Origin of the sequence: Buchnera aphidicola str. Bp (Baizongia pistaciae), assembly GCF_000007725.1 — a bacterium.
Classification (GTDB): Bacteria; Pseudomonadota; Gammaproteobacteria; order Enterobacterales; family Enterobacteriaceae; genus Buchnera_B; species Buchnera_B aphidicola_H.
Window position 1 is genome coordinate 572076 of the sequence record NC_004545.1, and the last position, 15151, is coordinate 587226.

General features: G+C 23.3%; 10 protein-coding genes, 1 tRNA gene and 1 pseudogene. 4 read left to right on the forward strand and 8 right to left on the reverse strand.

The genetic code is table 11. The features are described from left to right. Positions 1-46 precede the first annotated feature (46 nt). From hflC to pgi, 7 genes are all read right to left on the reverse strand, one after another. Positions 47-1027 carry a protease modulator HflC gene (gene hflC / locus BBP_RS02575; protein ID WP_011091616.1) on the reverse strand — a complete coding sequence of 327 codons (981 nt, stop codon included), beginning with the start codon at positions 1025-1027 and terminating at the stop codon, positions 47-49. 3 nt (positions 1028-1030) lie between these two features. Next, complete coding sequence (gene hflK, locus BBP_RS02580) at positions 1031-2284, reverse strand: FtsH protease activity modulator HflK (RefSeq protein WP_011091617.1); 1254 nt, start codon at positions 2282-2284, stop codon at positions 1031-1033. 269 nt (positions 2285-2553) lie between these two features. Continuing rightward, positions 2554-3468: a tRNA (adenosine(37)-N6)-dimethylallyltransferase MiaA gene (gene miaA / locus BBP_RS02585; protein ID WP_044010673.1), complete on the reverse strand. Its 915-nt coding sequence runs from the start codon at positions 3466-3468 to the stop codon at positions 2554-2556. A 40-nt stretch (positions 3469-3508) separates the two neighbouring features. Next, complete coding sequence (gene mutL / locus BBP_RS02815; RefSeq protein WP_011091619.1) at positions 3509-5302, reverse strand: DNA mismatch repair endonuclease MutL; 1794 nt, start codon at positions 5300-5302, stop codon at positions 3509-3511. A 103-nt stretch (positions 5303-5405) separates the two neighbouring features. Continuing rightward, positions 5406-6578, reverse strand: a complete 1173-nt coding sequence (locus BBP_RS02595; RefSeq protein ID WP_011091620.1) for a mannitol-1-phosphate 5-dehydrogenase — start codon at positions 6576-6578, stop codon at positions 5406-5408. Positions 6579-6690: 112 nt separating this feature from the next. Continuing rightward, positions 6691-8613, reverse strand: a complete 1923-nt coding sequence (locus BBP_RS02600) for a PTS mannitol transporter subunit IICBA (protein WP_011091621.1) — start codon at positions 8611-8613, stop codon at positions 6691-6693. Positions 8614-9129: 516 nt separating this feature from the next. Further along, complete coding sequence (gene pgi / locus BBP_RS02605) at positions 9130-10788, reverse strand: glucose-6-phosphate isomerase (protein WP_011091622.1); 1659 nt, start codon at positions 10786-10788, stop codon at positions 9130-9132. A 670-nt stretch (positions 10789-11458) separates the two neighbouring features. Here pgi and orn point away from each other — a divergent pair. From orn to BBP_RS02620, 3 genes and pseudogenes are all read left to right on the forward strand, one after another. Beyond that, positions 11459-12003: pseudogene (orn, locus tag BBP_RS02610) on the forward strand (oligoribonuclease). An 85-nt stretch (positions 12004-12088) separates the two neighbouring features. Next, positions 12089-12161 (forward strand) — tRNA-Gly (locus tag BBP_RS02615). Positions 12162-12610: 449 nt separating this feature from the next. After that, positions 12611-13252 (forward strand): N-acetylmuramoyl-L-alanine amidase family protein, encoded by a 642-nt coding sequence (locus tag BBP_RS02620; RefSeq protein ID WP_228368078.1) that lies wholly within the window; start codon positions 12611-12613, stop codon positions 13250-13252. A 252-nt stretch (positions 13253-13504) separates the two neighbouring features. On the opposite strand, the gene rpmE is transcribed toward BBP_RS02620, so the two are convergent. After that, on the reverse strand, positions 13505-13714 hold the full coding sequence (rpmE, locus tag BBP_RS02625; RefSeq protein WP_011091625.1) for a 50S ribosomal protein L31: 210 nt from the start codon (positions 13712-13714) through the stop codon (positions 13505-13507). 904 nt (positions 13715-14618) lie between these two features. Here rpmE and hslV point away from each other — a divergent pair. Next, positions 14619-15149, forward strand: coding sequence for an ATP-dependent protease subunit HslV (hslV, locus tag BBP_RS02630; RefSeq protein WP_011091626.1), 531 nt, complete (start codon positions 14619-14621; stop codon positions 15147-15149). The last annotated feature ends 2 nt before the right edge of the window (positions 15150-15151 follow it).

Below are 15151 nucleotides of genomic sequence, written 5' to 3' on the forward strand. Positions count from 1 at the left end.
TATACATTAAACACTTTCCATCATATAAACTTAAACTTCTACTACACTATTTTATATACATATAACGCAAAAATGAACTATTATTTTCATTGACTACTATTAAATTCTGATTTTTTTTCTTGAAAATATTCTCATACGCCTGAAGACTTCGAATAAAACTAAAAAATTCAGGTTCTTGACTAAAAGCATCCGAAAATAACTTTGCCACTAATGCTTCACCTTCACTTTTAATTATTAAAGCACTACGTTGTGCTTTTGATAAAATTTTAACCACTTCATAATTAGCTCTCAATTTAAGTTCTTCAGCTTGTTTATCACCCATCAATCTATAATGTTTAGCTATAGCTCTATACTCAGAATTTATACGACTACATATTAAACTAAAAAAATCTTCTGAAACACTAATTTTTCCAATACGCACATCTAAAATTTGAACACCTATTTCAGACAAATCACTAATACTTTGCAACAAATTATTTTCTTGATTAATATTTTGATTAGAAGTTCCGTTAATCGCTTTTTTAAAAATTACATTTTTATAATTAATTTTACTACTTGCATTTAACGAATATTTTATATTTGAAGTTAACTGATCCTTAACATTAAAAATAATTTCTTTAATATTTAAATGAGAAATTTGAGCACGTAATCGATTATTAAACTTCTGTTTTATTAACGTTTCAGCATAGTAAATATTATCTTCTCCAGTAGATAAATAATAACGACAAAAATCATTAATCTTCCAATTTATGTAAGTATTTAAAACTAAATTTTTATTATCTTTAGTAAGTACGCTATCTAACCTATTATCTATAGTTTGAATTTTAGAATTAAATATTTTAACTGATTCAATAAAAGGTAATTTAATATGCAACCCTGGCTTATAAACCAAAACATGATGATTATCATCATATGAAATTTTTCCAAATCTTAATATAATACCTCGCTGGCCTTCTTTAATTATAAAAAAACATGTAAAAAAATAAATTACTACTACAATAAGAATTATTAATATTACTTTTCTCATTTATTATTCTCTTCCTATTCTCAAATAATCTTTTCTAAATGAGTTTAATTTACGTTGATTTATAATATTGTTTGAACTAATCAATAAATTATTACTATTAACATGATCAATACTCTTTACATGAGAAGAAGAGACTGTATTTAACATAGAACTATGTTTATTACTGTTGGAATGAGACTGAGTTAATGAATTATAATTGTTTTTAAGAAATAAATCATTTAACGAAAACAAAAAAAAGTTATTATCACTGTTAGTTAATACCTTCCTGGTATGGCTAAAAATTTTTTCCATGCAGTCAAAATATAATTGTATAGTGGTTATTTTCTTTGAAGATTTATAAATTGGTAAAATTTTTAAAAATTTAAAAATTATTCCTTGAGCGTTAAGTATTGTTCGCAACCTATCAGACTTAGCTTCTATTAAAATCTTTTTCGCATTATAAAAGGCTTGAGACTTAATTTCATTAGAATATATTCTTGCCTCATTAAGAGATTGTTTTTTACTTTCTATTGCAGAAAAAATATCTTCAAAAGCTAATTTTACTGCTTGAGGAAGATACAGCGTCCTAAAATTTATATCTGAAATAACTATTCCCATATGATATGGTTTAATTATTTTTTGAATATTTACTTTAATATCGTTTTTGGCTAATAACGAAAATTCGTTTTTTAAAAAAATATCTATGTTAGAACGACTAATTACACTACGTAATGCACTATTTATCGATTGACGTAAACAATTATCAGGATTCGTTACTGAAAATAAATATTTCTTAGGATCAACAATACGATATTGAACAGTCATATTTACTTGAACAAAATGTTCGCTATAAGTTAATATAGTCCCAGAAGTATTTATTTCTCTTACAGTTGAAACGTCAATCGGAATGACTTTTTGAATTAAAATAGGTTTCCAATGTAATCCAGGATTCGCTAAATAACTAAATTTTCCAAAACAAGTAACAACACCATATTCAGATTCTTGAATAAAATAAAAACCACTACCTATAAGAAATATTATAGTAGTAAAAATAATCATTGTTATTAAATTTTTAAAATATTTAAATGATCCAGACTCACTAAAGAATATTTTCTTCTTTCGTTTTAAAAAATTTACCAAACATTCTATTTCTAAAAACAAATATAATTTACTTTTTTTGTTCTCATCAAAATTTTTAAGTTTTTTATCTTTTTTGTTCCAAGGATCTTTATCTTTTTCGCTATCACTTGGCTCATTCCAGGCCATATTTTTCTCCATATCTTATTCCTAATTCTAACAAATAATATTCATAAAATTTTAAATTCATATTTAAATCATACTATTATAAATACATTATTATGCTAGAATCATCACTTTTATAACTACTCATATTGAAATTAATTATAACTACGAACAACAAAACTAAACAATATTAATTCTATCAACATTTATATATTGAAACAAACATACAAAATATCAATTTTTCACTAAAAACAATACTTTTCTAAATTAACATTGAATAAATAAACTTACATATACATCTTATTTTACACAAAAATATTAGCATTAATAACACTAATTATCTTAGTAATTAAATTTTTTAACGTATCACTACTACTCAAAACATTCAATTTTTTCCAATTATTTAACCAAGTTAATTGAGATTTGACTAATCGTTTTGTAGCTTTTAATGATTCGCATATCATATCGTCGTAAGTCAAATTATGCATAAAATAATCCCACATTTGACGATAACCTACACATCGAATAGATGGCAAATTTTTATGTAAATCCCCTCGATTAAACAATTTTTTTACTTCATATTCAAAACCACAAGACAACATTTTTTTGAAACGTATAGTAATTTTGTTAAACAACCATTCTTTACTTTCAGGCATTAGTGAAAATTGAACAATGTTATATGGAGAAACAAAGTTTTTTAACCGACACAACTCAGTTAAAGTTTTCCCCGAAATAAAAAAAACTTCTAAAGCTCGTAAAACCCTTTGAACGTCATTAAAATGAATGCGTTCCGCTGATATAGGATCAATTGACTTTAATTGATTAAATAAAAAAAATTTAGATTTTTTTTGTAATAACGTTAATAAATATTTTCGAATGTTATCATTTGATGATGGTAAATTAGATAATCCACCAGTTAATAAAATTTTAAAATAAAACATAGTACCACCAACTAATAAAGGTACTTTATTTATTGAATGAATATAATCAATTATTTTTAAGATGTCTTTATAAAACTCACCTACTGAATAAGTTTGCAATGGATCTCTAATATTTACTAAAAAATGAGGATATTTCAATAATTCCATATTAGAAGGTTTTGCTGTTCCAATATCCATTCCACGATAAATTAAAGCTGAATCAACACTCACTAACTCTATTGGTAAAATATCTTTTAATGTCATTGCAAGTAAACTTTTATTACAAGCAGTTGGACCCATCAAAAATATAACCAAAGGTTTTTTAAGTTTTTCAAATTTTTCAAACTTTACTATCATTCTTAAAAAAATTCACCGTAGAATCAAAATTAATAGGCTGTAAAATATACGATATCACATTTAATTCCAAGATACTTTTATAATATTTTTCACATTCTGATATAACTGACAAAACTTGTAAATGATCCCAATATTTAACTAATATTTTGCTATGATTCATAATTGTAGTTACTAGCCGCGATAAACTCATTTCACGTTTTATTTTGAAAAAATATAATATTTCTGATATAATAATACCCAGATTAGTATCATCAATCATAAATGGTATAGAATTTAGTTCTGCATATTTTAACGTAATGTTAAAATTTAATCCTACATGAGATAAAATTTCATAAAAACGTAAAAAAAAATGATATTCTGTGTTATTTTTAAAAAAATAAAAATATTTTTTACGTAATTTTTTTATTAATAACCCATTTTTAACTCCAAATTTTAATTTTAGTTCACAAATCAATGATTTAGCTCTCGGCAAAAAAAATAAAAACAATTCATCATTTTTTTCAATTAATAAATAAAAATTTTTTATTACCATCAATACATTACCAAATATAGTATTAAGATAATCTTTACATTTAAATCTCTTAAACTTTAACTCTGTCTCTATAATACTAACATTGTCCAAATTAAACAGTTTTTGAGGTATACTATACGAATTTTCTTGAACAATACAACTTGTAATATCTAAATTACTCTGAAAATTGTAATTCAAATTATTTTTTTTTTTATTATTTGAAATATTTTTAATAATTTTAGTACAATCTTTTTTCAAGATACATTCTTTTTTTAAAGAATATAAAATAGCTTGGCATATAAACACATGAATTAAACGAATGTTAATAATCTTTATTATTTTTTTTGCCGGATGAATATTAACATCTAATTCATTGCAATTTAATTTCAAATACAAAATATATGATACGCTATATTGATAATGATTAATTTCAGATACAGCTTGATATACTGCATGATGAACAGACCGATTTAAAATAATACGTCCATTAATATAAAAATACTGAAACTTTTTTTTTGAAGTATGATAAGAACCTAATAAATATAACCAACCAGTAATTTTCATAGTATTTAAAAAATAGTCTACCGGTACAACTTTAATAACAGAAGACAAACCATAAATTGCATTGAGCATGTTTATATTACAAAAATCAATATTACAATTATCATAATATCTAATTAACTTATCATTATGTCTTAAAGATACACTAAGCTTGTTATTAGACAAAGATAAGCTACGAACAATTTCATCTATTCTCAAAAATTCTGAATATTCAGATTTAATAGTTTTTTGTCTTACTGGTCTATTAAAAAATAAATCTAGAACCGTACATATTGTTCCTTTGTTATGTACTACTAATTTTGGAACTGAAATAACGCCAAACCCATCTGAATATATACTCCATCCTACCTTCTTTGACGATATATTACAAGACGATAATATAATTCGAGATACCGCACTAATGCTAGCTAAAGCTTCTCCACGAAATCCAAGAGTAGTAATATTATTTAAATCACATACAGAATAAATTTTGCTAGTGGCATGATGTAACAATGATGCTTTTAAATCAGATTTATCTATTCCACAACCATTGTCTTTAACAACAATTGATTGCAATCCACCTTTTTTTATCTCAATATGAATGCACGTAGCACTTGAATCGATGCTATTTTCCATTAATTCTTTTACAACAGATGCTGGATTACATATTACTTCTCCAGCAGAAATATAACTAGATGTAGACAATGGCAAAATTTTAATAAACATAAAACTCTCGAATATGACATCTATCACATCACAAAAAATATAAATATTTTTTTATAAAACAATATAAAAAACATCATTGCAAAAATTATTTTAACAATATTCATTAAATATTTACTTTCATAAAAATATTAAAATAAATACTAATTTCAGATATTATTAACAATGAAGAATCTAAACTACTAATTTTCGACAAAACATATTTAATTCCTTTATTAATAATCATATTTCGAAGTTTTTTTGCTTCAATATCTTTTTCATCGATATAACACAATGCTGCAGCAATTCCTTTCATTAAATTTGCATTAGGTAAATTATATTTAATTGTATCTATCAAAGGACTAATCAATCTGTCATCTTTTTTCAATTTTTGCAAAGGATTTCGTCCTACTCTTTTCAAACTATCAGTTAAATAAATGTTTTTAAATCTAGATAAAATTTTCAAAATATAATTTTTATGTTCGGAATCAGTAAAAAAATTATATTTTCTTATTAATACCATCCCACTTTCTTTCATAGCTCCATAAACAATATTAAATATCAACGGATCTAAAATTGCCTGATATATATTTTTATACCCTATTAACAAACCCAAATATGCAGCAATTGCGTGACCAGTATTTAAAGTAAATAACTTTCTTTCAAAAAACGCATCTAAATGATTACTATATATCATTCCAATTATATTAGGACGATCATGTTTAAATTGTGTGCAATCAACTATCCACTCACTAAATTTTTCTACTTTAACTGACAAATTAATATCATCACTATTGTTTTTATCATTTGGACACACAATTTTATCTACTACTGAATCTACAAAACTAATATTTTTATCTAAATACTTATGATAAATGCCTGGTAATAAAATTTTAATATTTTCTTTTAGTTTAGATGCACAACGAAAAACATTCTCACATGCAATAATAGTAAGAAAAACAAAATCATTAGTTTCTATTTTATATCGAATTAATTTTTCAAAAAATACTACTAATGAATTAATAGCATGAACACCTACCGATATTGTAATTACATTTATTTTTGCTATTTTAAAATAAATATTCGGATCATTTATATAAATAGCTTTAACTTTTTTTACTGTCGTTATGTAACTAAAATTATTTCCTACTACCGTTATATCATATTTCTGATGTCGATTAATAGCATCAACAATAGCTTGATTATTATCTACAAATGTTAAATTAAATCCAGATTTCAGTAATAGTGGACCAATGAAACCACGTCCTATATTTCCTGCACCAAAATGTAGAGCATTCATAAAAATTTCCAAATATAAAAGTTAACAAAACATTAACAAATAAAAACCTTTGTAATTTTAACAAAATAATATCAACTATTAATTATAACTAATATAATAATAATTTATGTTTTTAAATGTTTTTTCTTGAAAAAAGATATAATACATCATCAATATTTTTTGTAATAGATAAACTTTTAATAACGTCATTATTATCCAGTATATTCGTAATATTACTAACAACAGGAATATGCTCATTATTACGTGCTGCAACACCAATAACCAAATGTGCAATGTCTTCAGGATCATCTCCAAATAATATCCCATTAGGAAATTGACAAAATATTATACCAGTATTTAAGATAAAATCTTTAGATTGTATAGTACCATGGGGTAACGCAATAGATTCTCCCAACCATGTAGACATCATTTTTTCACGTTCTAACATAGCTTCAATATATTCTTCTTTAACATATCCTTGATTTACTAATTGGCGTCCGATAAAACGAATTACCTCTTCCTTAGAAGAAGCTATTTGGCCTAAAAAAATATTTTCTTTAGTAAGACTAAAAACATTTTTTTTTGAACTAAAATTATTTTGATTCCGTACCGAAAAATCTAAAATACTGCTATTATTATCTAAATTATTTTCAACTAAATATTTAGATAATTCATTATAAAATGCATTATCTAAAAAACTATTTAAAGACAAATGTTTAGCATTAGAATTTCTTTTTCGAGCTCTATCAGTAAGACTATAATGCGTAATAATTAAATCTACACCAAAATTTGGTATGCTATCAATAGCAGCATTCGATACTGTTATATTAAAAATATTTAAATCATGTATTTTGTTTCTTAAAATTCCAGCAGCAACAGCGCTAGAACCCATTCCTGCATCACATGCAAAAATAATATTTCGTATGCATTTATGACTATCTAAAGAACTTTTAATACATGTTCGATTTTTCTGAAAACTAGAATTAATTAGAAAATTATCTTTTTCAATTTTTGTATTAGAACCTTTTACATAGTGATTTCGATTACTAATCTTTAATAACATGCAAGATACTAAAAAAGAAACCAAAAAAGAAATAATTATTGCTAATAAATTAATTACATACAAACCTTTAGGCGTCATAGCCAATATAGAAATTATTGATCCAGGAGACGCTGCTGAAATAAGACCTCCACGTAATACTATCAATATAAAAATCCCTGTTATGCTGCCTAAAATCAATGCAAGTATTAATCTTGGATTTTTTAAAACATAAGGGAAATATATTTCATGAATACCTCCAAATAATTGAATGACTATGGCTTCCTTTAGAGATTTTTTAATATTATCACAACCAAAAAAAAACCAGGCCATCAAAACACCAATACCAGGTCCAGGATTTGACTCAATAAGAAAAAAAATAGATTTATTAAATTTAACTACTTCCTGTATTCCTAACGGAAATAATACACCATGATTTATAACATTATTTAAAAAAAATATTTTAGCTGGTTCAATCAGTATTGCTATAAACGGTAATAAATGATTATTAATCATTAAATTAACAACATACCCTAAAAAACAAGATAACTTTTCAATCATTGGACCTATACACAAAAACGATATGAACAACAACAAAACACCAAGTATGCCAACTGAGAAATTGTTAACTAACATTTCAAAACCACTTTTAACTTTATACTTACTAATTTTATCAAAATAATAAGTAATCCAACCTCCTATAGGACCAATAATCATAGCTCCTAATAACATAGGAATAGCAGTACTAATAATAGCTCCAACTACTGCTATACTACCTACTATAGCTCCCCTTTTACCATTAATTAAATAACCTCCGGTGTTCGCGATTAAAATAGGAAAAAGGTACACACTTATAGGAGATAAAACTTTTTCTAAAGTTTGATTAGGACACCATCCAGATTTTATAAATAACCCACTAATAATTCCCCATGCAATAAAAACACTAATATTTGGCATTATCATAGCACTTAAAAAACGACCAAGATTCTGCACTTTAACCGTCATAGGCACAGACATACTTTTCTTTCCTTATTTTTAATTTAAACTATTTTAAAATTTTTTATTGAAATTATCTTAAAAAACATTTAAAAATAGTTATAAACTAAAATTATTATGTTTTAATTTTAGCATTTAAAATATTTTAAAATACAAATAACAAAATACCAAACTAGTAATATTTTAAGCAACAAGTCATATCATTAATAGAACAGAAAAACTACAATTAAAACACAAGACTGTTTTTAAAATTATTAAGTAATATAGAATAAAATTTTGTTAAAATTATTTAAAATAACACAAGGTAATAAAAATAAATTAATAAATTTCTTGACTAAACTATCTGAATACATTAAAAAAAACTAAAAATCTTAAAACACTCAAGCTATAACATCTTGATAAAATTAAAACAAAAAACTAAAAAAAATAAAAAACTTACAATTTTACTTTAAATATTATATTATCAATGATATAAACATTAACTAAAATAGAAACAATTAATCACCATCTAATTTGTATAAAAATAAAAAATTAAACTCATGTATTATTACTATGAATTTTATAAAAATTAATTAATCCATTTGTAGACGAATCATATTCATAATTTTTGCTACCTGTTGTGTTCATATTTAAAAATATTTCTTTAGCTAATAATTTTCCTAGCTCAACACCCCATTGATCAAAAGAAAAAATATTAAATATAACTCCTTGCGTAAATACTTTATGTTCATATAAAGCAATCAATATACCTAAATTATAAGGATTTAATTGATCTAACACAATTGAATTACTAGGTTGATTACCTTTGCATACTTTATGAAATGAAATAGATGATAATCTTTCATCAAAAGTTTTTTTATCATTAATATGAACATTACATTTTTGATTAAATTTTCCAAACGCCAAAGCTTGCGTTTGTGCAAAAAAATGAGATAATAAATACTTATGATGATCTTTAAAAGGATGTTTAGGAATAATTGAAATAATAAAGTCAGAAGGTATTAATTTAGTACCTTGATGCAACAATTGATAAAAAGCATGCTGACCGTTAGTACCTGGTTCTCCCCAAATAATTGGACCAGTTTGCCAATTTACAAATTCTCCGCTTCTACAAATATTTTTTCCGTTAGATTCCATATTCATTTGTTGTAAAAAAGAAGAAAAATAATTCATATTCCAATCATAGAAAAATATTGCTTCTGTTTCTGACTTAAAAAAATTATTATACCAAACACCAATTAATGCTAGTAATACTGGGATATTATTATCAAATTTAGTATGTAAATAATGCTGATCCATCATATATGCACCATCTAACAGTTGTTCAAAATTTTTGAAACCAACAGCTAAAACAATAGATAATCCCACAGAAGACCACAATGAAAATCTACCTCCAACCCAATCCCAAAACAAAAAAATATTTTTATATCTAATACCAAAGTTCATAGCCTCTTGAGCATTTGTAGTAACAGCAATAAAATGCTGATCTAAAAATTCATTTTTATTAACAGCATTTAACATCCATTTTTTTGCAGTATTTGCATTTACAATTGTTTCCTGTGTAGTAAATGTTTTAGATACAATTATAAATAAAGTGGATTCTGGGTTAAGTTTTTTTAATACATTAAAAATATTCGCCCCATCAACGTTAGAAACAAAATGAATATTAAGATGATTTCTATAAGAATTTAGTGCTTTTATTACCATTTTAGGACCTAAATCTGATCCACCAATACCAATATTAACTATATCTGTAATATATTTTCCAGTATATCCTAACCATTTTCGATTAATAACTAAATTAGAAAAATGTTTCATTTTTTCTAATACTTTATTTATATCGAACATAATATTGCAACCATTATGAATGATTGAACTATTACTACGATTTCTTAACGCTGTATGCAAAACAGCACGATTTTCTGTTTCATTAATTATTTTTCCGCTAAACATAGATTTAATGGAATTATTTAAATCCATTTCATTAGCTAATTTTAGCAATAATTTAATGGTAAAACTAGTAATTCTGTTTTTTGAATAATCCACTAAAATTCTATTATCAAATTTTAGTGAAAATTTTTTAAATCTATTTTTATCTTTTTTAAATAATTCTTTTATATGAAAACTTTTTATTTCATAAAAATGATTTTGTAACATTTTCCAAGATTCTGTATTATTAGGATTAATTTTTTTCATATAGTAATGTTCTTTTATTTTGTATTACAATTCACAATTGTTAACATTTTTATAAAAATTTTACGAAAATAAAAATTTTTAAAAATCTCTTCTGCAATTAATAATTATTAACAAATATATAATCTATATTTAAAATATAAAATTAGCCAGATTCATAATTAACATGAATTTAAAAAAATATATTTTAAATGAATTCTTAAATCCACATTTACAAACATATACAACAAAAATCGTTATTAATTTAGATAAACTATTTCATAGTTATTATAAATATAAATAAACCAAAAATTTCTAATTACTAAAAAAATACATCCATTACATAAAAATTAATTAGTTAGTTAAAATAATTTAATATTTAAAATAATATATTTAAAAAATTATTTTGTTTTAAATACGTAAAAATTTTTATAAAATTATTTTTTAAAAAGATAGAATCTCTATTTACTAAAAATTTTATTCTTAATGCCAAAAACTATTTTTCTGATTGTATAACAAAAAACATAAAATAATGTAATATGAATTAAACATTTTTATAACACAAAACAAAACATATACTAAAATTATAATCATTGATTTAATATAAATAAGATACAAAATAATTTAACTTAATCAATCAATTAATATAATTATGTAAAGAAAACATACAATAAAATATTCACATGAGCAAAACATGAATACTGACATAAAAAATTTAATATGGATTGATTTGGAAATGACTGGATTAAATCCAAATATACATAAAATCATTGAAATTGCTACCTTGATAACAGATAAAAATTTAAAAATTTTATCTTATGGGCCAGTAATTGCTATTTATCAAAATAATCATCAATTAAGTTTTATGGATCCATGGAACAATAAAATGCATACAAAAAATGGACTAATCACTCGAATTAAAAATAGCTTATACACCGAACATTTAGCAGAAATAAAAACAATTACTTTCTTGAAAAAATGGGTACCAAAAAATACTTCTCCTATGTGCGGAAATAGTATAAGTACTGATAGACAATTTTTATTTAAATACATGCCAACTTTAGAAAAGTACTTTCACTATAGACAAATTGATGTCAGTACTATCAAAGAATTAGCATTACGTTGGAAACCTAAAATATATAATAAACTTAAAAAAAAAACACTCATCAAGCATTAAACGACCTATATGAATCAGTTTGCGAGTTATTATTTTATCGAAAAAATTTTTTTAAAACATAAAATATTCACACCTAAAATATAAACTAAAATACTAATTAAAACTTGCAAAAAAAAAAAAAATGTATATAATTAATTATATTTTTATGCGGGAATAGCTCAGTTGGTAGAGTACAACCTTGCCAAGGTTGGGGTCGCGAGTTCAAATCTCGTTTCCCGCTGAATAGAAATAATCTAAAAATTAGTAAATACCTTAAAAAAATATACAAAACATATACTTTACTTAAATTAAAATTAAATGAGCAAAAGTAAAATAGGTCAAAACTTATGCTTGAACGCATACTACATATAGTAATCATGTTAGTATTCTTATTTATATCACAATATTCCCTAGGAAGACAAAAATATTTGAATACTATTCACCCTCTTTGTCATCTAAAAAACAAAAAAAATTCGTCTAATATTTACTACCCTTCTAAAAAAATATTCTTTTTTTTTGCGAACCAAAACCTAGTTTTAAACTGATATATAAAAAAAATTTTCTAAATTCTAAATTTAAAAAACTAAACAAACAGTTTTCAAATTCACTAAATTTGTATAGAACAAAATTTATTTTGACTCATTATATATCTAATAAAAGTAAAAAAAAAACAAAAAAATTATCATTGCTATTGACGCAGGACACGGAGGACAAGATCCAGGCGCAATTGGAAAAAATAAATTTCAAGAAAAAAATATCACTTTATCGATAGCAAAAAAATTAACAAAATTATTAAATCATACTAATTTTTTTAAAGCTGTAATGATCAGACGTGGAAATTATTTTTTATCAGTTTTTAAAAGAACACAAATAGCCGAAAAATATCATGCTAATTTATTAATCTCAATTCATGCTAATTCATCAAAAAACAGAAAAATATCAGGAGTGTCTATATGGGTTCTTCCTAAGAATGTTCATAATACTCGCATTCAAAAACATAAATTAAATAAAAAAACCAAGAATATACACAAAAAAATAAATACTAAAACCTCAAAATTTAAAAATTTCTATGAAATAGAATACGATTTAGCCAAAATAATCATACAAGAATTACGAAAAGTCTCAACTTTAAATCAAAAAAAACCAAAATATGCAAAATTTGGTATTCTTAAATTTTCTCAATTTCCATCAATATTAGTCGAAACGGGTTTTATAAGTAATCCAATAGAAGAACAACACTTGAACAAAAAATTTTATCAAAACCTTATTTCAAAATCTATATCTATAGCTTTAAAAAAATATTTTCTAAAACGCATAAAACAATACAACTAACGTTAAAATTTTTTATTTCTATAATACACACTTTAATTAAATAACATAAACATTTATTAAAATAAAAACTAAATATAAACGCTAAATAAAACATTTAAAAAAAAATATATTTAAGTATACGTTTACTTTTAAAAATCAATCATTCCACTACGTCATTAAACTATATTTTTAGAAACACACAAGAGTTTAAAAACAATTAAATAAAATTTAAAAACCTTGTTTTTAAAAAAAAAGTAATATATTTAGTATAAACTAATGACTGGAAATATTAAATCTTTTATGAAATTTTTCTATACGTCCACCAGTATCAGACGTTCGTTGTTGACCTGTATAAAAAGGATGACATTTGGAACACACATCAACATTTATATTTTTACTTAAAGTAGAAAAAATATTTATATTATTCCCGCAAGAACACGTTACGTTTATCTTAAAATAATCAGGATGAATTTTTTTTTTCATATAACCTTTAAAATTAAATAAATATATATTTTATAAATTAAATAATTTACTTCAAACAGTAATATATTAGCATTAACATTAAAAATATGATATCACTAAATTTAAATAAAACAAAGCATAAAAATTTAAAATTTTAGAACATTTTAGAACTTTATTAAAATTTTTTTAAACATAAAATTAATTTATTAAAAAATACTAATCAATTTTAATTACTATTAATAATACTAAAATTTTTATTTTTAATAATAAATAGTTAAACATACTATTATTTTAATAGACTTAAAATCTTAATGTATTATTATACATAACATATAAAATACTATTTTAACCAAATAATAATGATAAATAAAGATTTTGTTCTAAATAAAAACGATTTTAAATATACTTTTCCTGAAAAATATCATAAACCAAAAAAAAAATTACTAAAATAGTAATTATATTTATAATATTTTTGCTATTTACATTATGTATTAAATTAATACTAAAAAAAACAATATCGCATAAAAATATTAAAAATAATGCACGTACATTTATTTCAACAGATTCAGCCATTTACTTACTTAAAAAACCTCAAGAACAATACTTTTTTTTCAAAAAATATAAAATAAATTACAATATTAAAAAACTAAAAACTTAATAATACATAAAATTAAAAAAATCTTTTCAATAATTATTTCAAAGACATAATGTATTAAAATTACGTTTGAATCAACAAAATTCACGATAAAAATAATTATTAATATGATAGTATAAAAAAGTAAAATTATATATTTAATAGTTAAATGTACTTTATACACAATTAATTTTATATAAATAACTTATTGAATGTTTACGTTCATACATAACGATTATATCATACTGAAATTATATATATTTGTAGTTTAATATAAAAAGGATCAAATCTGTGACAACTATTCTAAGCGTTCGTTTAAACAAACAAGTAGTAATTGGAGGTGATGGGCAAGCTACATTAGGAAATACTATCATTAAAAGTAATGTTAAAAAAGTAAGAACTCTTTATAATAATAAAGTTATTGCTGGATTTGCCGGAGGAACAGCAGATGCATTTACTTTGTTTGAATTATTTGAAAAAAAATTATTAATGTATCAGGGACAATTGCAACGTTCAGCTATTGAATTAGCAAAAGATTGGAGAACTGATAAAATACTACGAAAACTTGAAGCATTATTAGCAGTTGCTGATAAAGAAACTTCATTAATTGTTACTGGAAATGGTGACGTAATTCAACCTGAAAACAATCTTATGGCAATCGGATCTGGAGGTTCTTATGCGCAAGCAGCAGCAATAGCAATGATAGAAAACACTTCTCTCACTGCAAAACAAATCGTAGAAAAAGCATTAAAAATTACTTCTGGAATTTGCATATATACTAATAATATTTTTACCATCAAAGAATTAACTTCAGAAAAGTAAGG